The sequence below is a fragment of the Micromonospora aurantiaca ATCC 27029 genome, from assembly GCF_000145235.1.
GTDB classification, from domain to species: domain Bacteria; phylum Actinomycetota; class Actinomycetes; order Mycobacteriales; family Micromonosporaceae; genus Micromonospora; species Micromonospora aurantiaca.
The window spans coordinates 4,370,871-4,391,745 of sequence record NC_014391.1 but is presented as its reverse complement, the minus strand read 5'-3'; the positions used below and the strand labels follow the sequence as shown (position 1 = coordinate 4,391,745).

General features: G+C 74.1%; 13 protein-coding genes. 8 read left to right on the top strand and 5 right to left on the bottom strand.

Annotated elements, in window-relative coordinates:
- Positions 1–44 precede the first annotated feature (44 nt).
- The 3 genes from MICAU_RS19340 to MICAU_RS19330 all read right to left on the bottom strand — a co-directional run bounded on the left by MICAU_RS19340 (position 45) and on the right by MICAU_RS19330 (position 3,150).
- Positions 45–845, bottom strand: coding sequence for an ABC transporter permease (locus MICAU_RS19340; RefSeq protein ID WP_013287036.1), 801 nt, complete (start codon positions 843–845; stop codon positions 45–47).
- Positions 842–1,828 carry a daunorubicin resistance protein DrrA family ABC transporter ATP-binding protein gene (locus tag MICAU_RS19335; protein WP_013287035.1) on the bottom strand — a complete coding sequence of 329 codons (987 nt, stop codon included), beginning with the start codon at positions 1,826–1,828 and terminating at the stop codon, positions 842–844. Before MICAU_RS19335 ends, MICAU_RS19340 begins: the two co-directional genes overlap by 4 nt.
- Positions 1,829–1,911: 83 nt before the next feature.
- Positions 1,912–3,150, bottom strand: a complete 1,239-nt coding sequence (locus MICAU_RS19330) for a cytochrome P450 family protein (protein ID WP_013287034.1) — start codon at positions 3,148–3,150, stop codon at positions 1,912–1,914.
- A 195-nt stretch (positions 3,151–3,345) separates the two neighbouring features.
- Between MICAU_RS19330 and bioA the strand changes: the two genes are divergently transcribed.
- The gene (bioA, locus tag MICAU_RS19325; protein ID WP_013287033.1) at positions 3,346–4,707 is read left to right on the top strand and encodes an adenosylmethionine--8-amino-7-oxononanoate transaminase; all 1,362 of its coding nucleotides are present in this window, start codon (positions 3,346–3,348) and stop codon (positions 4,705–4,707) included.
- A 64-nt stretch (positions 4,708–4,771) separates the two neighbouring features.
- Here bioA and MICAU_RS19320 read toward each other — a convergent pair whose 3' ends face one another.
- Complete coding sequence (locus tag MICAU_RS19320; RefSeq protein WP_013287032.1) at positions 4,772–5,512, bottom strand: thioesterase II family protein; 741 nt, start codon at positions 5,510–5,512, stop codon at positions 4,772–4,774.
- Positions 5,509–12,033: a non-ribosomal peptide synthetase gene (locus MICAU_RS19315; RefSeq protein ID WP_013287031.1), complete on the bottom strand. Its 6,525-nt coding sequence runs from the start codon at positions 12,031–12,033 to the stop codon at positions 5,509–5,511. Before MICAU_RS19315 ends, MICAU_RS19320 begins: the two co-directional genes overlap by 4 nt.
- A 111-nt stretch (positions 12,034–12,144) precedes the next feature.
- Between MICAU_RS19315 and fabD the strand changes: the two genes are divergently transcribed.
- The 7 genes from fabD to MICAU_RS19280 are packed head-to-tail and all read left to right on the top strand — an operon-like array spanning position 12,145 to position 20,870.
- Positions 12,145–14,394 (top strand): ACP S-malonyltransferase, encoded by a 2,250-nt coding sequence (gene fabD / locus MICAU_RS19310; protein WP_244879627.1) that lies wholly within the window; start codon positions 12,145–12,147, stop codon positions 14,392–14,394.
- 45 nt (positions 14,395–14,439) lie between these two features.
- Complete coding sequence (locus tag MICAU_RS19305) at positions 14,440–15,381, top strand: DUF6039 family protein (RefSeq protein ID WP_013287029.1); 942 nt, start codon at positions 14,440–14,442, stop codon at positions 15,379–15,381.
- A 3-nt stretch (positions 15,382–15,384) separates the two neighbouring features.
- A complete protein-coding gene (locus MICAU_RS19300; protein WP_013287028.1) occupies positions 15,385–17,250 on the top strand; it encodes a non-ribosomal peptide synthetase in 1,866 nt (621 codons plus the stop codon).
- A 1-nt stretch (position 17,251) separates the two neighbouring features.
- Positions 17,252–18,217, top strand: coding sequence for a chlorinating enzyme (locus tag MICAU_RS19295; RefSeq protein ID WP_013287027.1), 966 nt, complete (start codon positions 17,252–17,254; stop codon positions 18,215–18,217).
- Positions 18,214–18,444 (top strand): phosphopantetheine-binding protein, encoded by a 231-nt coding sequence (locus MICAU_RS19290; protein ID WP_013287026.1) that lies wholly within the window; start codon positions 18,214–18,216, stop codon positions 18,442–18,444. The genes MICAU_RS19295 and MICAU_RS19290 overlap by 4 nt, the downstream gene beginning before the upstream one ends.
- Positions 18,441–19,679 carry a beta-ketoacyl synthase N-terminal-like domain-containing protein gene (locus tag MICAU_RS19285; protein WP_013287025.1) on the top strand — a complete coding sequence of 413 codons (1,239 nt, stop codon included), beginning with the start codon at positions 18,441–18,443 and terminating at the stop codon, positions 19,677–19,679. The genes MICAU_RS19290 and MICAU_RS19285 overlap by 4 nt, the downstream gene beginning before the upstream one ends.
- Positions 19,680–19,685: 6 nt before the next feature.
- On the top strand, positions 19,686–20,870 hold the full coding sequence (locus tag MICAU_RS19280; RefSeq protein WP_013287024.1) for an NAD(P)/FAD-dependent oxidoreductase: 1,185 nt from the start codon (positions 19,686–19,688) through the stop codon (positions 20,868–20,870).
- Positions 20,871–20,875: the final 5 nt, after the last annotated feature.

Here is a 20,875-nt window from a genome sequence, read left to right as displayed (position 1 = left end):
CCGCACGCCGACGGCGCGGGCGGAGTCGTCGTCTGCGAGGCGCCTCAGCGCCCGGCGGACCTGCGGAACTGGGCGATCGCCAGGGGGATCGACAGGGCCAGCAGAGCGCCGATCCACAGCCCGGAGGCGGCGACCGGGTGTTGCAGCGGCCAGACGTCCGGCGCGGTGGACGGGTCGACGTTGCCGAACTGGACCCGGACCGCCTGGACGATCGCCGAGACCGGGTTCCACTCGGCGACCGGTTGCAGGACGCCCGGCATGGAGTCGATCGGCACGTATGCGTTGGACAGGAAGCCCAGCGGGATGGCGATGGTGAAGCCGGTGCTGCTGACCGCCTCCGGCGCCCGGGACGCCAGCCCCACCACTGCCATCAGCCACGACAGCGCGTACGCGAACGCCAGCAGGATCAGAAACCCCAGCGCCGCCTCGGGCAGCGACGTGCGGCTGCGCCACCCGACGACCAGGCCGAGCAGCGCGGTGACGGTGATGACCACCCCGCTGTTCACCAGGTCGCTCGTGGTGCGGCCGACGAGCACCGCGGACCGGGAGATGGGCATCGACATCAGCCGGTCGACGATGCCGTTGCGCAGGTCGGCGGCGATCGCGGTGCCGGTGTTGACGGCACCGAAGAGGACCGCCTGCACGAAGATGCCGCCGAGCAGGTACTCGCGGTACGGCACCCCCTGCGCGTCGATCGCGCCGCCGACGATGAAGCCGAACAGCAGCGTCATCATCGCCGGCGCGATGGCGGCGTTGAGCAGCATCTCGGGTACGCGCAGGATCATCCGCAGGTTGCGCTTCGCGACGACGACGCCCTCACCGAAGGCCAGTACGACGGCGTTCACTGCTTCTCCTCCACGGTCTCCTTGACGGGCTCGTCGCCGGTGCCCCGGCCGGGGCCGCCGGTGAGGGCGAGGAAGACGTCGTCCAGCGTCGCCGTGCGCAGCGCGGCGTCCCGGACCGGTATGCCGGCCTGGCGCAGCAGCCGCGCGCCGGCCAGGAGCGTGTCCACCCCGTCCCCGGCCGGCACGGAGATCCGGCCGGCTGTCTCGTCGACGCTGGCCGGACCGGTGCCGAGCGAGGTGAGTACCGTCTGCGCGGCGGTCAGGTCGGCGTCCGGTCCGACCGTGATCTCCAGGCTGGTGCCGGAGACCCGCCGCTTCAGCTCGTCCGGCGTGCCGCCGGCGACCACCCGGCCGTGGTCGATCACCACGATCTGGTCGGCCAGCCGGTCGGCCTCCTCGAGGTACTGCGTGGTCAGCAGCAGCGTCATGCCGCCGGAGACCAGCTCGCCGATGGTGTCCCAGAGCGCCGTCCGGCTCCGGGTGTCCAGGCCGGTGGTCGGCTCGTCCAGGAACAGCACCCGGGGGGTACGGATCAGCGCGGCGGCCAGGTCGAGGCGCCGCCGCATGCCACCGGAGTACTCCTTCGCCCGGCGTCCGGCGGCGTCCACGAGGTCGAAGCGTTGCAGCAGCTCGTCGGCCCGCTGCCGGCTCTGCCGGGCGCCCAGGTGCAGCAGCCGGCCCAGCATCTCCAGGTTCTCGAACCCGGAGAGGTTCTCGTCGACGGCGGCGTGCTGCCCGGACAGGCTGATCACCCGGCGTACCTCGGCGGCCTGGGTGACCACGTCGAACCCGGCCACCTCGGCCCGGCCGCCGGTCGGGGCGAGCAGTGTGGTGAGCAACCGGACGGCGGTGCTCTTGCCCGCGCCGTTCGGCCCGAGGATCCCGGTGATGGTGCCCTCCGGCACCACCAGGTCCAGGCCGTCCAGCGCGGTCACCTTGTCGAACTGTCTGCGTAGCCCGTCAGCGACGATGGCGTTCGCCACGTCGTCTCCTCCCTCTGCGGTTCGGTCGGATGCTCACCGGCCGGCCGGCCGAACCGCAGTGGGAGCCGGTCGCGCCGGCCCGGTCAGAACTCGACCGTGAGCGCGGTCAGCCCGCGCAGCGTGAGCCCGGGCCGCCAGGGCGTCTCGTCGAGGCTCTCCGCCGGGCGCAGGTCGGGCATCCGGGCGAGCAGCGTGGTGATGGCGACCTGCCCCTCGACGCGGGCCAGCGGCGCGCCCAGGCACATGTGGGCGCCCCGGCCGAAGGCGAGGTGCCGGTTGGCGGTCCGTTCGATGTCGAGCCGGTCCGGCTCCGGGTAGCGGCCGGGATCGCGGTCGGCGGCCGCGAGGACCCCGATGACCATCTCGCCGCGGCTGATCGGCACGCCGCCGATCTCGGTGTCCTCGGCGGCGAACCGCGGGAAGCTGATCTCGATCGGGCCGTGGTAGCGCAGCATCTCCTCGACGGCGCCCGGCGCCAGCTCGGGCTTGTCGCGCAGCAGCTGCAACTGCTCGGGGTTGCGGAACAGCGCCAGGACCATGTTGCCGATCAGGTGCTGCGTGGTGCCGAGACCGCCGACCACGAGCAGCGCCACCATCTTCAGCAGCTCGTCGTCGCTCATCCGCTCGCCGTCGGCCTCGGCCAGGGCCATCCCGGAGATCAGGTCGTCGCCGGGCTCGGCGCGCTTGCGCTGGATCAGCGCGTCCAGGTAGCGCACGAACTCCTCGATCTCCGCCATCACCTCGGCCGGGCTCATGCCCTGTGGCGCGGACTGCGCGGAGGTCGGATCCAGCGACAGCAGCAGCTCCGACCAGAGCCGGAACCGGTCCCGGTCGGCGCGGGGGATGCCGAGCATGTCGGACATGACGGTGAGCGGCAGCGGCACCGCGAAGTCCTCGACCAGGTCGAAGGTCCGTCCCTCGCGTTCGAGCAGCCCGTCGACCAGCTGGTCGGTGATCTGCTGGACGCCGGGGCGCAGCCGTTCGACGTACTGCGGCGTGAACGCCTGCTGCACCAGCCGGCGCTGCCGCGTGTGCTCGGGCGGGTCGACGCTGCCCATGCTGCCGCCGAGCAGCCGTACCACAGCCTCGGGCAGCGCCGGCGCCTCCATGCCCTCGGGCATCACTGTCGGACTGGTCTTGAACCGGTGGTAGTCGGTGAGGAAGCTGGTGCACTCGTCGTAGCCGGTGACCAGCCAGACGTCCTGGCCGGTGGGCATCCGGACCCGGGAGACCGGGTTGGTGTCGCGGAGGGCGGCGTAGGTGTCGTAGGCCGTCTCCCGTGCGGCTGGTGACATCAGGTCCGGTTGTTCGGAGGTCGTCACGTCGGCGTCCCCTCTCCAGCGTTCGGCCGCACCGGTCGGCGCCGGCTCCGGATGAGCATTTCCGGGCCATGGCGACACCTCTGCTCAGAGTTGAGCACCGGCCACCCTGCGCACTACTGCGCAGACGTCACCGGCCCTCTTCCGGTGGACTGCGTGCTGTTGTCCTGGTTCCCTTCGATGACGGAGCGCCGACGCATGGACCTCGAAACCACGGAGACCGAACGCCTGCGCACGCTGGACCAGCAGCGCGTGTGGCACCCGTACACCCCCACCGACGCCTACCTCAACGCCAAGCCCCTGGTGATCACCCACGGCGAGGGTGTCTACCTGGTGGACAGCGACGGCAACCGCTATCTCGACGCGGGCTCCTCGCTGGGCGTGAACATCCACGGCCACCAACGTCGGGAACTGAACGAGGCGCTGGCCGCGCAGGCGGCGAAGATCGCGCACACCACGCTCTACGGCATGACCCACCCGGGCGCGGCGGAACTCGCCGACCGGCTGGTCCGGCTCGCCCCGGAGGGCATCGACAAGGTGCTGTTCCTGGAGTCCGGCTCCAGCGCCGTGGAGACGGCGATGAAGATGGCGTACTCCTACTGGGTCTTCAAGGGATCGCCGCAGCGCAACAAGTTCGTGTCCATGGGCGGGGCCTTCCACGGCGACACCATCGGCGCGCTGTCGGTGGGCCAGATGACGATCCTGAAGAACTTCTACCAGCCGCTGCTGCGCGAGACCAGCTCGTTCGCCCAGCCGTACGCGTACCGCTGCGGGTTGTGCAACAACAACTGCAACCTTGCCTGCGCGGACACGCTGGAGGAGGTGCTGGAGCGTGAGGGCGACGAGGTCGCCGCCGTGCTCGTGGAGCCGCGCGTGCAGAACGTCAGCGGCATGATCGTGGCGCGCGACGGTCACCTGGCCCGGGTCGCCGAGATCGCCCGCCGGTACGGCGTCCTGCTCATCGCCGACGAGCTGGGTGTGGGCTTCGGCCGTACCGGCCCGATGTTCGCCTGCCAGGCCGACGGCGTGTCGCCCGACATCCTCTGCGTCGGCAAGGGCCTGACCGGTGGGTACATGCCGTTGACGGCGACGATGGCGTCGGCGGAGGTGTTCGACGCGTTCCGCGGTGACGGCAAGATGCTGCTGTCCGGGCACACGTTCTCCGGCAACCCGCTCGCCGTCGCCGTGGCGCTGGCGAGCCTTGACCTGTTCGAGAAGGACGACCTGATCCGGCACGGCCAGGCGCAGGCCGTGGTCCTGGCCGAGGAGCTGGACAAGTTCCGCAGCGTGGCGCACGTCGGCGACGTCCGGCAGTGCGGCCTGCTGGCCGCCGTCGAGCTGGTGGCCGACGTGGAGACGCGCGAGCCGTTCCCGATGGAGCTGGGAGTCGCGACGCGCATCACCGAGCGGTGCCGGGAACTCGGCATGATCATCCACTCGGCGCCGAGCGACACCATCGTGATCGTGCCGCCGCTGGTGATGACCGAGGAGGAACTGCGCACGATGGCGCGGATCCTGCTCCAGGCGACGCAGGAGGTCGTGGCCTCACTGCCGGCCTGAGCGCGGAGAAACGGGAACGGGACGGGCCGAGAGGCCCGTCCCGTTCCGTCGTCTCCGGACCGCCTCAGGACCGCACGGCGAGATCGGCCAGCAGCGCCTCGGCCAGCTCGGCGGGCGGGCCGGCCAGGTAGAAGTGCCCGCCGCTGAACACCCGCAGGCTGAAGCCGGCCGACGTGACGTCGGCCCAGGAACGCATCTCCACCACGTCGACCTCCGGGTCGGCGTCCCCGGTGAACGCCGACACGGGACAGCGCAGCGGCGGGCCGGGCAACTGCCGGTACGTCTCGTTGACCGCGAAGTCGGCGCGCAGCCCCGGCAGGAACAACGCCATCAGGTCGTGCCGGCGCAGCACCTCGTCCGGCGTGCCACCGAGCGCCGCGACCGCGGGCAGGAACTCGTCCGCGCCGAGCGTGTGCCGGTCCGGCCGGCGGGCGGGCAGGTGCGGCGCGCGCCGGCCGGAGACGAACAGCCGTGCCGGGCCGCCGCCCGGACCGGCGGACAGCCGCCGGGCGGTCTCGTAGGCGACCACCGCGCCCATGCTGTGGCCGAACAACGCGTACGGGCGGTCCGCGTGCGCGCTGATCGCGGCGGCCAGCGGGGGCACGAGGTGGTCGATGCTGGTGTACGGCGGCTCCCGCAGGCGGGACTCCCGGCCGGGCAGCACGACCGGGCAGACGCCCAGGTACGGCTCCAGCGCGGCGCGCCACGGCCGGAAGAACGAGCCGCCGCCCCCGGCGTGCGGGACGCAGTACAGCAGCATCGGGGCGTCCCGGTCGGCCGGGCCCTTGATCCACTGGTTGCTCATCGTTCCTCCTCGTCGGACCGCAGCACCACGTGCCCCACAGTGCCGGTGGCGCCGACCGCGGTGACGAGCGCGCGCAGCGGGACGCCGTTCCACGGCTCGGGCCGGCGCACGAACCGCACCGGCAGCGCGTCGAGGTCGACGAGCGGGTGGGGCGTCTCCGCCAGCAGGGTCGGTACGAGCCGGCGGTGCCGCAGCTGGAGGAGCACCTTGGTCAACTGCGCGAGCCCGGATGCGGCCTCCGCGTGGCCCAGGTTCGGCTTGAGGGTGCCGATCGGCACGCGTACCCCCTCGGGACCGGGCGCGGCGGCGGCCAGGAACCGGCCCACGGCCTCGATCTCGGCGGCGTCGGACAGGGCGGCGCCGGAGGCCGCGCACTCGACGTATCCGATGTCGGCGGGGGTGAGCCCGGCCCGGCTCACCGCCTCGGCGAGCGACCCGGCGAGGGTGGCCGCGTCGGGCGTGCCGAAGCGGCTCGTCGCGCCGCTGTGCCCCACCCAGGTGCTCTCCACCACGGCGTCGACGCGGTCGCGGTCCCGGCGCGCGTCGCCGAGCCGGCGCAGCAGCAGGGCGCCGGCGCCCTCGCCGGGCGACCAGCCGGCGGCGGTGGCGTCCAGTGCCGGGTGCGGCGTCTCGGCGACCAGGCCCAGCCCGCGCAGCACCGCCACGTGGTACGGGTGCGCCAGCAGGTTGACCGCGCCGACCACAGCGGCGTCGCAGTCGCCCCGGTCGAGGCTCTCGGCCGCCTGGCGCAGGGCGGTGAGCGCGGAGGAACAGGAGGTGTCCACGGCGACGCTCGGGCCGCGGAAGTCGAAGGTGTGGGAGATCCGGTTGGCGATCTCGGAGCCGGTGCCGGAGATCCGGGCCGGGTCGCCGTCGCGCCACCGGTCGGTGCCGGCGAGGCGGTGGTCGTGCCACATCACACCGACGAAGACACCGACCCGGCCGAGGGACGCCGGGGTGTGGCCGGCGTCCTCCAGGCACGCCCACACCACTTCGAGCAGTACGCGTACCTGCGGGTCGAGGACGGCGGCCTCGGCCGGCGCGATCCCGAAGGCCATGCTGTCGAACGTCTCCAGGCCGGACAGGTAGCCGCCGGCCGGTCCGGAGCCCCGCCCGGGCGGGGGCGGAGTGATCGCGCAGTGGCCGGCGTCGAGGTTGCGCCAGAGCGCACCGACGTCGTCCGCGCCGGGGTAGCGGCCGGCCACCCCGACCACGGCGATCTCGCCCGGCCCGGCGACGGACGGCGGACCGGCGGCGGGGGTGCCGGGCGTCTCGGCCTCGTCGTCGCGCGTCACCGGACCGCACAGGAACGCCTGCTGGAACACGTGGCCGTCGTCCAGCCGCAACGCGGCGCGGACCGGCGCCTCGGCGACCGCGCCGACCGGGCACAGCCCCAGCCCGTGGTCGGCCTGGGCGCCCATCAGCACCTGGCCGAGGTAGCCGGCCTCCAGCGCGAGGTACCGGTCGGCGTCGTCGCCGTAGAGCGGGCGGATCGCCCGCGCCTGCCCGACGAGGAGGAGCTGGAACGCCGCCCGGTCGTACACCGGCCGGTTGTAGACGAAGTGCGCGGTGCGGTCCAGGGCCGATCCGTCGCCGATGCGGCGCAGCGTGTGTTCGTCGGGGTGGTGGTAGTAGACGCCGGCCGGCAGCCCGGTGACCCGGTCGCCGGGCACGTGGACGTAGACCTGCACGCCGTAGGTGTCGCCGGCCGACGGGTACAGCCGCCGCGTCCGGTCGCCGTCGGACAGTGGACGCAGCAGGCTCAGCAGGTCCGCCACAGTGGACAGCGGCACGGGCCGGTCGAGGAAGTCGCGGCGCGAGGCCCGTCGCCGGTACCGCCGTGGCGCGGGGTGTTCCCCGGGCAGCGGCACGGCCTCGCCGTCGTCGCGCAGGTCGAGCCGGGCCGCGGCGAAGGCGGACCGTTCGGTGGGGGAGAGCACGTCGACCGTCCGCGGAGGCGGCGCGACGGCCGGGGACGGGTCCGCGGGTACGGGCGCGGGCGTGCCGGGCGACAGGTGCGCGGCGATGCCGTCGATCGTCGGGTTCTCCAGCAGCGCCGCCACCGGCACCCGCGTGCCGAGACGCTCGTGCAGCCGGGCCGAGACCTGGACCATGGTGAACGACGTGGCACCCTGGTCCCACAGGTCGGCCGCCGGGTCGACGGCCTCGCCGAGCAGTTCGCCGAACAGTTCCGTGAGCACCTGACGGACACCGGGCTCGTGCGGAGCGTCCGCCGGTCCCGGTGGGTCCGGCGGCCCGACCGGCGGCCCGACCGGCGGCAGCGGCCACGGCAGCCGGGCGCGGTCCAGCTTGCCGTTGTCGGTGGCGGGGAACTGCTCCAGCACGGCCAGGTGGCTCGGCACCATGTAGTCGGGCAGCGTCTCGGCGGCGAAGGCCCGCAGGTCGCGGACGGCCGGTGCGGCGCCACCGGAGGACAGCAGGTACGCCACCAGCTTGCGTTCGCCGCCCTCCTCACGGGCCACCACCACCGCGTCCTTGACGCCCGGATGGCCGCGCAGCCGGTGCTCGATCTCGCCGAGTTCGACCCGGAACCCGCGGATCTTCACCTGGTGATCGGCCCGGCCCAGGAAGGTCAGGTTGCCGTCCGGCAGGAACGCCGCCCGGTCGCCCGTGCGGTACATCCGGTCGCCGGGCGGCCCGAACGGGCACGGCACGAACCGGTCCTCGGTGAGGTCCGGCCGGTTGTGGTAACCGGCACTGAGCACCTCCCCGGCGATGTAGAGGTCGCCCTCGACGCCGGGCCGGCACGGGCGCCGGTCGTCGTCCAGGACGTAGTAGCGGGCGTTGTCGATCGGCCGGCCGTAGGGGATGCTGCGCCACCCGGGCTCGACGGTCCCGACGCGGTACCAGTTCGACCACACGGTGGCCTCGGTCGCCCCGCCGAGGTTGACGATCTCGGCGGCGGTGAAACAGGCCCGCAGCTCGTCGGGCAGGGACAGCGGCGTGTGGTCACCGCTGAGGAACACCAGCCGCAGGTCGGTCGTGCCGGGCCGGCCGCGGTGCGCGGCGGTCAGCGGTACGACGTGCGCCAGGGTGGTCGGCGCGGAGTTCCAGAACGTGACCGGCTCCCGCAGCAGGACGTCCAGCAGCAGCGCCGGGTCCTTCTGCTGCTCGGAGTCGGCGACGTAGATCGAGGCGCCGTAGCCGAGCAGCCCGAGGATGTCGAACACGGACAGGTCGAAGCCGAGCGAGGTCACGCACAGCCCGGTGTCCTCCGGTCCGAAGCGGAACGTCCGGCGCGCCCAGTGCAGAAGGTTGTGCACGGCCCGGTGGGTGACCGCGACACCCTTGGGCCGGCCGGTGCTGCCGGAGGTGAAGATGACGTACGCGAGGTCGTCCTCGCCGGTGCACGGCTCCGGATCCGGCACCGCTGCGGAACCCACCCGGTCGGCGTGGACCACGGCGATCCCGTCCGGCCGTCCCGGCGCCGGCAGGTCCAGGTCGCTCGTCGTGACGAGCGCGACCGCGTCCGCGTCGGCGAGCATCAGCGCGGCGCGCGCCGGCGGCAGCGACGGCTCCACCGGCAGGTAGGCGCCACCGGCCTTGAGCACGCCGTGCACGGCGGCGACCATGAGCGGCCCCCGGGCGACGCTGATCCCGACCACGGACCCGGCGCCGACGCCCGCGGCGCGCAGCCGGACCGCGATCCGGTTCGCCACCGCGTTCAGCTCACCGAAGGACGTGGTCCCGCCGCGCCCGCGTACGGCCACCGCCTCGGGCCGGGTTCGGGCCTGGGCCTCGAACAGCAGGTGCACCGGCCCGGCGTGCGGGAACTCGACGACGGTGTCGTTCCACCCGTACACGACGTCGCTGAGGTCGGCCAGTTCGGCCAGCGCCGACCGGTACGCGTCGAAGATCCGGTCCAGGTCGTCGTCGCCGATCGCACCCTCGGTGGCGTCCCAGAACAGCCGCAGCGTGTCGTCGCCCTCGTCGATCGCGATGCAGTCCAGCGCCACGTCGGGCGTGCACGTCAGCCACGGGCCGGCTGTCACGCCGTCCGGCAGCGGCACGTCGCCGAGTTCGAGCAGCCCGGTGCACACGACCGGGTACCCGGCGCCGCCGTCGCGCATCCGCCGCAGCACCAGCCGCCGCAGCTCGGCCAGGCCGGAGGCGCCGTCCGCCGCCGCGTCGGCGGTGATCTGCCGGTCGTAGCGCCCGGCGAGGTCGAGCAGGCCCTCGCCCGGTTCGCCGGCGGCCAGCCAGCTCAGCGCGGTCAGTTCGGCGGGCCGGAACGGCTCGGACCGGGACGTCCAGCGCACCAGCGGCACCGCGAAGCGGTCGCGGTGGCAGGTGCCGATCGCTGTGGTGAGCGCGGCCATGAGCAGCGCGTCGAGGGCGAGGCCGCGTTCCCGGGCCAGCCGCCGGATCCGCGTCCAGCCCGGCACCCGGGCGGTACGCCGCCGCCGTGGCCCGGTGCGCGCCTCGATCGGCGGGCCGGGCGGAAGGTCGGCCAGGCGGTCCTGCCAGTACCGGCGGGCGTGCGGGTCCGGTGCCGCCTGCGGTGCGCGGGGCGGCCCGGCCACCGGCGTGCCCGGCTCGGCGTAGCGGCGCATCAGCTCGCGCAGCAGCAGGTGGATGCTGCGGCCGTCGGCCACCAGCAGGTCCAGCGCCACGTGCACGGTGGCCCCGCCTGCCTCGTCCACCTGGACGCGCAGCTCACCCTGGGGGAGCCGGCCGAGCGGGAAGGCCCGGCCCACCATGTCCCGCTGCACCGCGTCGGGCGACGGCACGCCGCCCGGTGCGTCCGGCCCGGTCACCGGGATGTGCCACCGGTCCGGCACGTCGTCGCAGGTGACCAGCCGTCCGTCCGGGGTGACGACGGTCCGCAGCGGCTCGTGCGCGGCGAGCAGACCCAGCCAGGCCGCCTCCAGCCGGGGCAGGTCGAGCCGGTCGACGGCGAAGGCGTGCACCACCTGGCAGCCGCTCCACGGGCCGGTGCCGCCCGTGGTCCGGGCCACGAAGTACGCCTGCTGGAGGTCGTTCAGGGGCCGGCCGGCGTCGTCGGGGACGGGCCGTAGCCAGCGCAGCGTGTTGACGAACCAGGCGAAGGTCGCGGCGACCACGCCCGGGCCGAAGGCGTCCTCCGCGACGTCCCACCGCACGCGCAGTTCGCCGTCGCGCTCGCCGATCTGCGCGTCGAGCGTGACGCCAGTGGTCTGGCTGACCGCGTACCGGCCGTCGGCGCCGGTCCCGCCCACGTCGAGCAGGCTGGTGAACACCACCGGCAGCTGCGCCGGGACCGGCAGCCGGCGGGACCGCAGCTCACGGAGCGCGGCCACACCGGGCACGTCGGCGTGCTCGAGGTCGCGGCGCAGCCGGTCGTGGACCGCCCGGGCGGCCTCGGCGAACGGCCGCCCGGTCGTCGCCTCGGCGACGAACACGGTGGTCGAGGTGAACGGCCCGGGCACACCCGCCGCCTCGGCGGGCAGCCAGAGCCGGCTGTTCGTGGTCAGCACGAGCGAGAACGCCGCGTCGGCGCCGGCCCGCCGCAGTGCCTCGGTGAAGGCGGTGAGCACCACAGCGGTCGGTGAGACGCCGAGATCGCCCGCGTACGCGGTCACCGCGGCCCACTCGCGTCGCGTCAGCGCCGCCGTGTACGGCACCCGCACCGGGCCGGGCTCCACGCCGGAGGTGGGCAGGGCGGGTCCGGGCGGCAGGTCGCGCAGCGCGTCGGCCCAGTACTCCAGGCCGGCGCGGTAGCCGTCGCCGTCGCGGTGGGCGGCGAGGGCCACGCCGAGGTCCCGCAGGCCGGCGCCGGGGGCGGGCAGCTCGCGCCCGGGGTCGTCGTGGAGCGCCCGGAGCTGCCCGACGAGCAGCTCCAGCCCGGCGCCGTCGACGATCGCCGCGTCGACGCTGAGGTGCAGCACGCCGCCGCCGTCCGGGGTCCGGGTCACCTCGACCGTCCACAACGGCTCGTCGGCCGGGCCGTAGGAGTGGTGGGAGAGGCGCCGGCGTACGTCCTCGGCGTCGTCGCCGACCGGCATGGTCCAGTCCGGCGGCCGCTCGGCCACCCGCTGGCGCCCGTCGGGGGTCAGCACGAGCCGCAGCGCCTCGTGGTGCCCGACGAGCCGCCCCCACGCCGCGCGCAGGCGGTCCACGTCCAGGTCGGGGAGGTCGTACTCGCGGTAGAGGTGGCAGCCGGGCAGACCGGTCGCCTTGGCCAGCAGGTACCCCTCCTGGAGCGGGGTGAGCGGGAACGGTTCGTGCCGCCGCCCGGGCTCGGGGCGTACGTCGGGACGCAGCCCTGCGCCGGCGGGCGCGGCGTGGGCAGCCAGCTCGGCCAGTTCCCGGGCGGTGGCGCAGCGGCGCAGCGCGTCGGTCGGCAGCTCGGTGCCGAACGCGGCGCCGACCTCCAGCAGCAGCCGCGCGGCGGCGAGGGAACCGAGTCCCAGGTCGCCCAGGGCCGTGTCGGCGTCCGCTGTGACCCCGGCCGGCAGCACGCCCGACAGGACGTCCAGGACGATCTCCACGCGGTCCGGGATGGCGGTCTGCTCGTTCATGCGCTCCCCGCTCCGAAGGCCGGCGTTCGCCGCAACCTAAGCGGCGCCGGACCGGACGTGCTGCTCAACTCTGGGCAGCACGTCCGTCCGGCGGGCCGGACAGTCCAAGTCGTGTCCTTACGACCGAAGTCCGCCTGGGTGTTCCCGGGGCAGGGCGCGCAGCGCCGGGGCATGGGCGGTGACCTGTTCGACCGCTTCCCGGACGAGTGCGCCGCCGCCGACCGGATCATCGGCGTACCGGTGACCCGGCTGTGCCGGGACGACGACCTGCTCGGCGACACCCGGTACGCCCAGCCGGCGCTGTTCGTCGTCGGCGCGCTGGCCTACCTGGCGGCACGCGACGAGGAGCCGCCGCCGGACTACCTCGCCGGGCACAGCCTCGGCGAGTACGCGGCGCTGTTCGCGGCCGGCTGCCTGGACTTCGAGGAGGCGCTGCGCCTGGTGTGCCGCCGCGGCGAGATCATGGCCCGGGCGGCCGGCGGCGGCATGCTCGCCGTCCTCGGTGAACGGCTGGACCGGCTGCCCGGGGTACTCGCCGACGCCGGTGTCGACGACGTGGACGTGGCCAACGACAACGCCGACGGCCAGGTGACGCTCTCCGGCCCGCGCGAGTCGCTGTCGGCGGCGGCGCGGGCGGTCACCGGCGCCGGTCTGGGCCGATGCGTCCCGCTTCCGGTGGCCGCCGCGTTCCACTCGCGGTACATGCGCGCCGCGGCGGGCGAGTTCGCCGAGGTGCTGTCGCAGGTCCGCTTCGCGCCGCCGCGGGTGCCGGTGATCTCCAACGTGACCGCCCGGCCGCACGACCCGCTGCTGCTGCCCGACCTGCTCGCCGTGCAGCTGCGTCGCCCGGTGCGGTGGCGCGAGACCATGGCGTATCTGGTCGGCCGCGGCGTGCGCACGGTGCGCGAGCTGGGTCCGGGCCGTGTGCTGACGGACCTGTTCCGTCCGGTGCTCGCGGCGGCGCCGGCCGTGCCGGACGGCGGCGATCCGGGACCGGCGGCGCTCGGCTGTCAGCGGTTCCGCGCCGACTACGGCGTCACGTGGTCCTACCTCGCCGGCTCGATGTACCGCGGGATCAGCTCGGTGGCGATGGTCGCCCGCCTGGGCAAGGCGGGCCTGCTCGGCTTCTTCGGCGCGGGCGGCTTCGACCGCGACGAGGTCGAGGCGGTCCTGCGCTCGCTCACGGCGGATCCCGGTCCGGGCCGCTTCGGCATGAACCTGCTGGCGATGCCGGACAACCCGGCGCTGGAGTCGGCGCTGGCGGAGCTGTACGTCCGGCACGACGTCCGCTACGTCGAGGCGGCCGGGTACACCGGGGTCACCGCGGCCCTGGTGCGGTTCCGCTTCGCCGGCGCGCACCTGAGCGCCGACGGCACCCCGGTCGCCGTCCGGCACGTCGTGGCGAAGGTGTCCCGGCCCGAGGTCGCGGCCGCGTTCCTGGCCCCGCCGCCGCCGGCGATGCTCGCCGCTCTCGTGGCCGAGGGCGCGCTGTCCGCCGGGGAGGCAGCCGCGGCGGCGCGGCTGCCGGTGAGCGGCGACCTGTGCGCCGAGGCCGACTCGGCCGGGCACACCGACGCGCGGTCCCCGTTCACCCTCGTGCCGGACCTCGCCCTGCTGCGCGACGCGGAGATGCTCCGGCACCGCTACCACGAACGGATCCGGGTCGGCGCCGCGGGCGGCCTGGGCACCCCGGAGGCGGTCGCCGCGGCGTTCGTGCTCGGCGCCGACTTCGTGGTCACCGGGTCGATCAACCAGGCCACGCCCGAGGCCGGGACGTCACCCGAGGTCAAGGACCTGCTGGCAGGCGCCGGGATCCAGGACACGGCGTACGCGCCGGCCGGTGACACGTTCGAGTTCGGCTCCCGCGTGCAGGTGCTGCGCCGCGGCACGATGTTCGCGGCGCGGGCCACCCAGCTGCTCCAGCTCTACCACCGCTACGACACCTGGGACGAGGTGCCCGCCGCGATCCGCGACGCCGTGGAACGGACCACCTTCCGCCGGCCGTTCGCGCAGGTGTGGCGGGAGACCGAGCGGCACTACCGGGACACCGGCCGGGCCGCGGAGGTGGAGCGCGCCGGCCCGCGACGGCGGATGGCACTGGCGTTCAAGTGGTACTTCGCCCACGCCACGGAGGTGGCGCTGCGCGGCGACACCACCGAACGGGCGAACTTCCAGGTCCACACCGGACCGGCGATAGGCGCCTTCAACAGGTACGTGCGCGGCACCGAACTGGCCGACTGGCGGCTGCGGCACGTCGACGTCATAGCCGAACTGCTGATGCGCGGGGCGGCCGACGTCCTGCGCCGGCACCGTCCGCCGGTGGCCATTAGTGAGCAGAGCCGCTGGTCCGATGCTGACTAGCGTGTCCGGGCGCCCACCGAACCAGCCGAAGCGAAGGAGTCTCCGATGACCACCACATCGAGTCCGCCGTTCGTGTTGCCGACCGCCCAGGCCCAGACCACGATCGACCGGGCCGCGATCCTGCACTCGGGCAACGCCGGCGTGATCGTCGAACGGGTCGGTCAGTTGCGTGCCGAGTTCCGCTCCGAGGCCCGGCAGTTCGCCCGGGAGCTGTCGGAGTACCTCAACACCAACTACGCCGGCATCATCACGGTGTTCGTCTACGAGGAGACCTTCGGCACGAAGGACCGCCTCCACTGGCTGATGCACCTGAAGTCGCTGCACGCGTACGAGACGCTGATCGAGATGGGCAGCCGCGACGCCGGCTGGCGGGACATCATCATGCGCCAGCGCATCGACCCCGCGCGCGGCGGCGGCACGTGGGACCGGATGTTCCTCGACGGCGACCTGCACGAGACGGTGCTCATCCCGTCGGCCTTCGGCATGTACGGCACGTCGGACGAGACGCCGGACTCGGTGCGGACCACCGAGGGCGCCGCCACATTCACCGTACCCACCGCGCAGCTCCAGACCGACGTGCCGGTCGAGGACCAGCTCAACTCCGCCACCTGCGGCATCCTCATGCACCGCACCGGCGAGCTGCGCTACGAGTTCCGGGCCGAGGGGCGCGCGTTCGCCCGGGCGCTGTGCGAGAGCTGGAACCGGGCGCTCGCCGGCCACGCCACCATCTACCTGTACGAGGAGGCGTTCGGCCGGTCCGACCGCATCCACCACTTCATCCACCTGAAGTCGCTCAGCTCGTACTACACGCTGATGGGCGTCCGCGCGATGAGCGACCCGGCCACCCGCGAGGTGTTCACCCGCCAGTGGATCCCGGAGGAGAAGGGCGGCGGCGGCTGGGAACGGATGTTCGTCCAGTCCAGCCTGTCCGACCTGTCGCTCACGCCCCAGCACTGGGGCATGTACGCCACCAAGACGGAGCGGTGACCGATGCCCGTGACTGACTGCCTGCACACGATCTTCTCCCGGCGGGCGGCGGAACAGCCGCACCGGATCGCGGTGACCTGCGGCGACCACCGGCTGTCCTACAGCGAGCTGGACCGCCTGTCCGGTGAGCTGGCCGAGCGGCTGCGCGGGTACGGGGTCGGCCCCGGCGTCCACGTCGGGGTGTGCGTGGACCGCTCGGTCGACCTGGTCGTGTGCGTCCTGGCGGTGGTGAAGGCGGGCGGCGCCTACGTGCCGGTGGACGCCGAGCATCCGGCCGCGCGGGTCGCGGCCGTGCTGGCCGGAAGCCGGGTTCCGGTGACGGTGGCGGTGACCCGGACCGCCGACTCGCTCGCGGAGTGGTCGGGTCCGGTGCTGTGGGCCGACGACAGCGAGGACGACGACGACACCGACGACGAGGACGGCGAGGGCACGGCCGCCGAGGCCGCGGCCGGTGCCGGCCCGGCGGACCGGGCCGTCGGCGCGGACGCGGTACGGGAGCCCGCCGGTGAGGCCGGGCCGGACGACCCCGCGTACGTCATCCACACGTCGGGCTCCACCGGGGCGCCGAAGGGCGTGGAGGTGTCGCACCGCAGCGTCGTGGCGCTGCTGGAGCACGGCGCGGAGCGCTTCGGCTTCGGCGGCGACGACACGTGGACGCTGTTCCACTCGATCGGCTTCGACTTCTCCGTCTGGGAGCTGTGGGGGGCGCTGCTGTCCGGCGGCCGGCTCGTCGTCGTACCGGGGAGCGTCGCCCGGACCCCGGCGCTGATGCTGGATCTGGTGCGGCGCGAACAGGTCACCGTGCTCAACCAGACCCCGTCGGCGTTCCGCCAGTTCGCCGCCGCCTACCTGGCCGACGAGGGCCCGGACGAGCTGCGCCTGGTGGTGTTCGGCGGCGAGCGGCTCGACGTCGGGGTGCTGGCGCCGTGGATCGCCCGGCGCGGCGACGACCGGCCGGAACTGGTCAACATGTACGGCATCACCGAGGTGACCGTGCACGCCACCGAACGCCGGATCGTCGCGGCGGACCTCGACCGGCCGTCGGTGAGCCCGATCGGCCGGCCCCTGCCCGGCGTACGGATCGAGCTGCGCGACGAGACCGGTGCGCCGGTGCCGGACGGCACGCCGGGGGAGCTGTACGTGGCGGGCGCCGGGCTGGCGCGGGGCTACCTGCACCAGCCGGAGCTGACCGCCGAACGCTTCGCCGAGTCCGGCGGTGAACGCTGGTACCGCTCCGGGGACCGGGCCGTGCGGACCGACGGCGACCTGGTCTACCTCGGCCGGGTCGACAGGCAGTTGAAGGTCCGCGGCTACCGGATCGAGCCGGGCGAGGTGGAGGCGGCGGTCCTGGCGCACCCCGGCGTCGGCACCGCGCTGGTGACCGCCCAGGACTTCGGCGAGGGCGACGTACGCCTGGTCGCCTACGTCGCGCCCCCGCCCGGCGCGGACCCGTCCGCGCTCACCGAGGCGGACCTCGCCGTGACCGTGGCGGACCTGCCCGGCTACCTGCGGCCGTCCCGCTTCCACGTGGTCGCCGACATCCCGCTCACCGTGCAGGGCAAAGCCGACGTGGCGGTCCTGGACCGTCTGGCCGAGCCGGCCGAGCAGGCCGAGCCGGCCGGCGACGACGCGGTGTCCGGGGTGAAGGCCATCGCCGACGAGGTGCTGCGGCGCGACGTGCCGGTGGACGGCGACCTGTTCGACCTGGGCGCCACGTCGCTGGCCCTCACCCGGATCGTGGCCATGGTGAACGACCGGTTCGGCATCGCGCTGACCGGCGCCGAGATGGAGGAGCCCACGGTCGGGTGCCTCGCCGAGGTGGTGGACGCGTCCCGACGCCACCATTCCCTGCAACAGGTAGGAGGATGACATGGAGGACGACTACACGCTCACCGACGAGGAGCTGGCCGACTTCCACCGCAACGGGTACTTTGGCCCGTTCCCGGTGTACGAGGTCGAGGAGATGCAGCGGCGGTGGCGGCGGGAACGGCTGCGCCTGCTGGACCGCTCGCACGCGGTCTACCAGGACGAGGCCGCGCTCTCCGGGAACACCAACATCTCCAACTACGACCGGCACCTGGACAACGAGTTCCTGGCCGACCACATCTGCCACCCGCGGATCGTCGACCGCGTCGTCAGCGTGCTCGGCCCGGACGTGCAGTGCTGGCGGTCGGAGTTCTTCCCCAAGTACCCGGGCGACGAGGGCACCGACTGGCACCAGGCCGACACGTTCGCCAACGCCTCCGGCAAGCCGCAGATCCTCTGGCCCGGCGACGCGAAGGACTTCGGCGGCACGATCACCGTCTGGACGGCCTTCACCGAGGCCAACGAGGAGACCGGGTGCCTCCAGTTCATCCCGGGCACCCACCGGACGATGTACTACGACGAGACCAAGCGCATGCACTACGACCCGGCCTCCATCAACAGCACCGACAAGGACGGCGTACGCCGCGGGTTCTTCGGCTACGACTACCGCGAGCTGCAGATCGACCCGGACTGGAAGCCCGACGAGTCCAAGGCGGTGTCGATGGTGATGCGGCCCGGCGAGGCGATCATGTTCTGGTCGACGCTGATGCACGCGTCGCTGCCGCACGCGGGACGCACCGAGGAGATGCGGCTCGGCTTCGCCGGCCGGTACGTGCCGGTGTCGGTGGACGTCTACCCGGACACCGACGTCATCGAGGAGTACGGCGGCGCCGTGTCGCTGGACCGCTGGGGCTCGGTGCTCGTCGCGGGACACAACGGCAACCCGCACAACCGGATGGCGACCGAGACCACGCGCGGCCACCGGTTCACCCGGCGGGACCGCTCCGGGGCGCGGGTGTCACCGGCATGACCGTCTTCGAGGTCGTGAAGGCGAGCCTCGTCGAGGTCGTCCCGGACGTCGACCCGGCGAGCGTCACCGCCGGGCGCACGCTGAGCGACCTCGGCTGCACGAGCATCGACCGGGCCGAGGTCGTGACGCTGGCCATGGAGCGGCTCGGCATCGTGGTGCCGATCTCCGAGTTCCGCGACGTCAACGACCTCGACCGGATCGTCGAGCTGCTGCGGACGCACATGTGAGCACGGTCGCGGTGACCGGCACCGGGATCGTCTGCGCGATCGGTGCGGACGTCCCGTCGTTCACCACGGCGCTGCGGGCGGGCCGCAGCGGTGTCGTCGGCACCGCTGACGGCCTGGCCGCGCCGATCACCGGGTGGTCGTTCGACGACGCGGTGGCCGGCGTGCCCGAGCCGCTGCGCCGCCGGGCGGTCCGGGCCGCGGCGCGCGCGCCGCAGCCGGTGCGGGCCGCCGTCGCGGCGGCGCTCCAGGCGTGGACCGGGGCCGGCCTGCCCGGCGCCCGGATCCCCGGCGACCGGGTCGGGATCGTGGTGGCCGGGCACAACCTGACCGCGCGGTACACGCACGAGCTGTACCGGACCTGGCAGGATCGGCCGGCGTACCTGCCGGCGCGGTTCGCCCTGCACGTCCAGGACACCGACCACGTCGGGACGCTCAGCGAGGTGCTGTCCGCCACCGGCGAGGGTTTCACCGTCGGCGGGGCCTCGGCCAGCGGCAACGTCGGCATCGTGCACGCCGCCCGGCTGGTCGCCGCCGGCGCGGTGGACTGCTGCGTCCTGGTCGGCGCGGTCACCGAGCTGACACCGATGCACCACCGGGGTTTCGCGGTGCTCGGCGCGCTCGCCGAGCCGGGTGGCGACCCGGCCGCCGCCTGCCGGCCGTTCGACCACGACCGGCGCGGCTTCGTCCCCGGCGAGGCCGCCGCGGCGCTGGTGCTGGAACACCCGGCCGCCGCGGCCCGGCGCGGCGCGGCGGTCCTGGCGACGGTGGCCGGGTACGCCCTCGGCCTGGACGCCAACCGGCTCGCCGACCCCGACTCGGCCGGGCAGGCCCGCGTGATCCGGGCCGCCCTGGCCGCCGCGGGGCTGGCCCCGCACGAGGTGGACTACGTCAACGCCCACGCCACCGGTTCCCGGCTGGGCGACGAGACGGAACTCGCGGCGCTGCACGACGTGCTCGGCGCCGCCGCCGGCCGGCCGTGGGTGAACGCCACCAAGGCGCTGACCGGTCACTGCCTCGGCTCGGCCGGGGTGGTCGAGGCCGTCGCCACCGTCGCGCAGCTCACCGGCGGCTTCGTGCACCCCAACCCGAACCTGGCCCGACCGATCGATGCCCGGATCCGGTTCGCCGGCGCCGGGCCCGAGCCCGCCCGGCTGCGGTACGCGCTGTCCACCGGCTTCGGCTTCGGGGGCATCAACACGGCCGTGGTCCTCGCCCGTACCGCCGATGGAGGTTGAACGATCATGTACGACGTCGTCGTCGTCGGGGCCCGCTGCGCGGGCGCGCCGACCGCCATGCTCCTGGCCCGCCAGGGCCATCGGGTGCTGCTGCTGGACCGCAGCGCCTTCCCGGCCGACAAGCTCTCCACGCTGTACATCCAGCAGCCGGGCGTCGCGCGGCTGGCCCGCTGGGGTCTGCTGGACGCGCTTCGGGCCACCGGCTGCCCGCCGCTGGACCACGTCGTCTACGAGCTGGGTGACGTGCGCGTCGAGGGCTGCTGCAGCGGCATCGACGGCATCCGCGCGGCGTACGCGCCCCGCCGCTCGATCCTGGACCCGCTGCTGGCCGGCGCCGCTGTCGACGCCGGCGCCGAGTTCCGCGACGACTGCCGGGTCACCGGCCTGCTGTGGGAGGACGACCGGGTCGTCGGTGTGCGCACCGACCGCGGCGACGAGCGGGCCGCGCTGGTCGTCGGCGCCGACGGGATGCGCTCCACCGTCGCCGGGCTCACCGGCGCGCCCACGACGACGTCCCACCCGCCGCTGACTTGCGCGTACTACGCGTTCTGGGACGGGCCGAAGACACACTTCGAGATGTACGAGGGCGACACCGGCTGGGTGTCAGCGGTGCCGACGAACGACGGCGCGGTGCTCATCGCCGCCTACTACCCGCAGCAGCGCTTCGACGAGGTCCGGCACGACGCGCGCGCGGCCTACCTCGACAACGTGCGGACCAACGCGCCGCGGCTGTACGAGCAGATGGAGCGCGGCCGGCAGATCGGCGGCGTGCACGGCACGGGTGACCAGCAGAACTTCTTCCGCCGCGCGCACGGCCCGGGCTGGGCGCTCGTCGGCGACGCCGGCCACCACAAGGACTCGCTGACCGCCCGCGGCATCTCCGACGCGTTCATGCAGGCCGACCTGCTCGCCGAGTCGGTGGGCGAGCACCTGGCCGACCGGACACGGCTCGACGCCGCGCTGGCCGACTACGACCGGGAACGCGAGCAGCGGCTGATGGAGAACTACCAGGCGACCCTGCTGGTGGCCCAGGCCGAGGCCCGGGACAAGCGCCGCGCGCTGCTGCGCGCCGTCGGCAGCAGCCCCGAACTGACCACCCGCTACTTCGACGCGGTGGCCGGGATCGTGCCGCTGCGGGAGCTGTACACACCGGAACTGATGGCGCTGATGTCCGCCCCGACGGCCCCCTGACACCG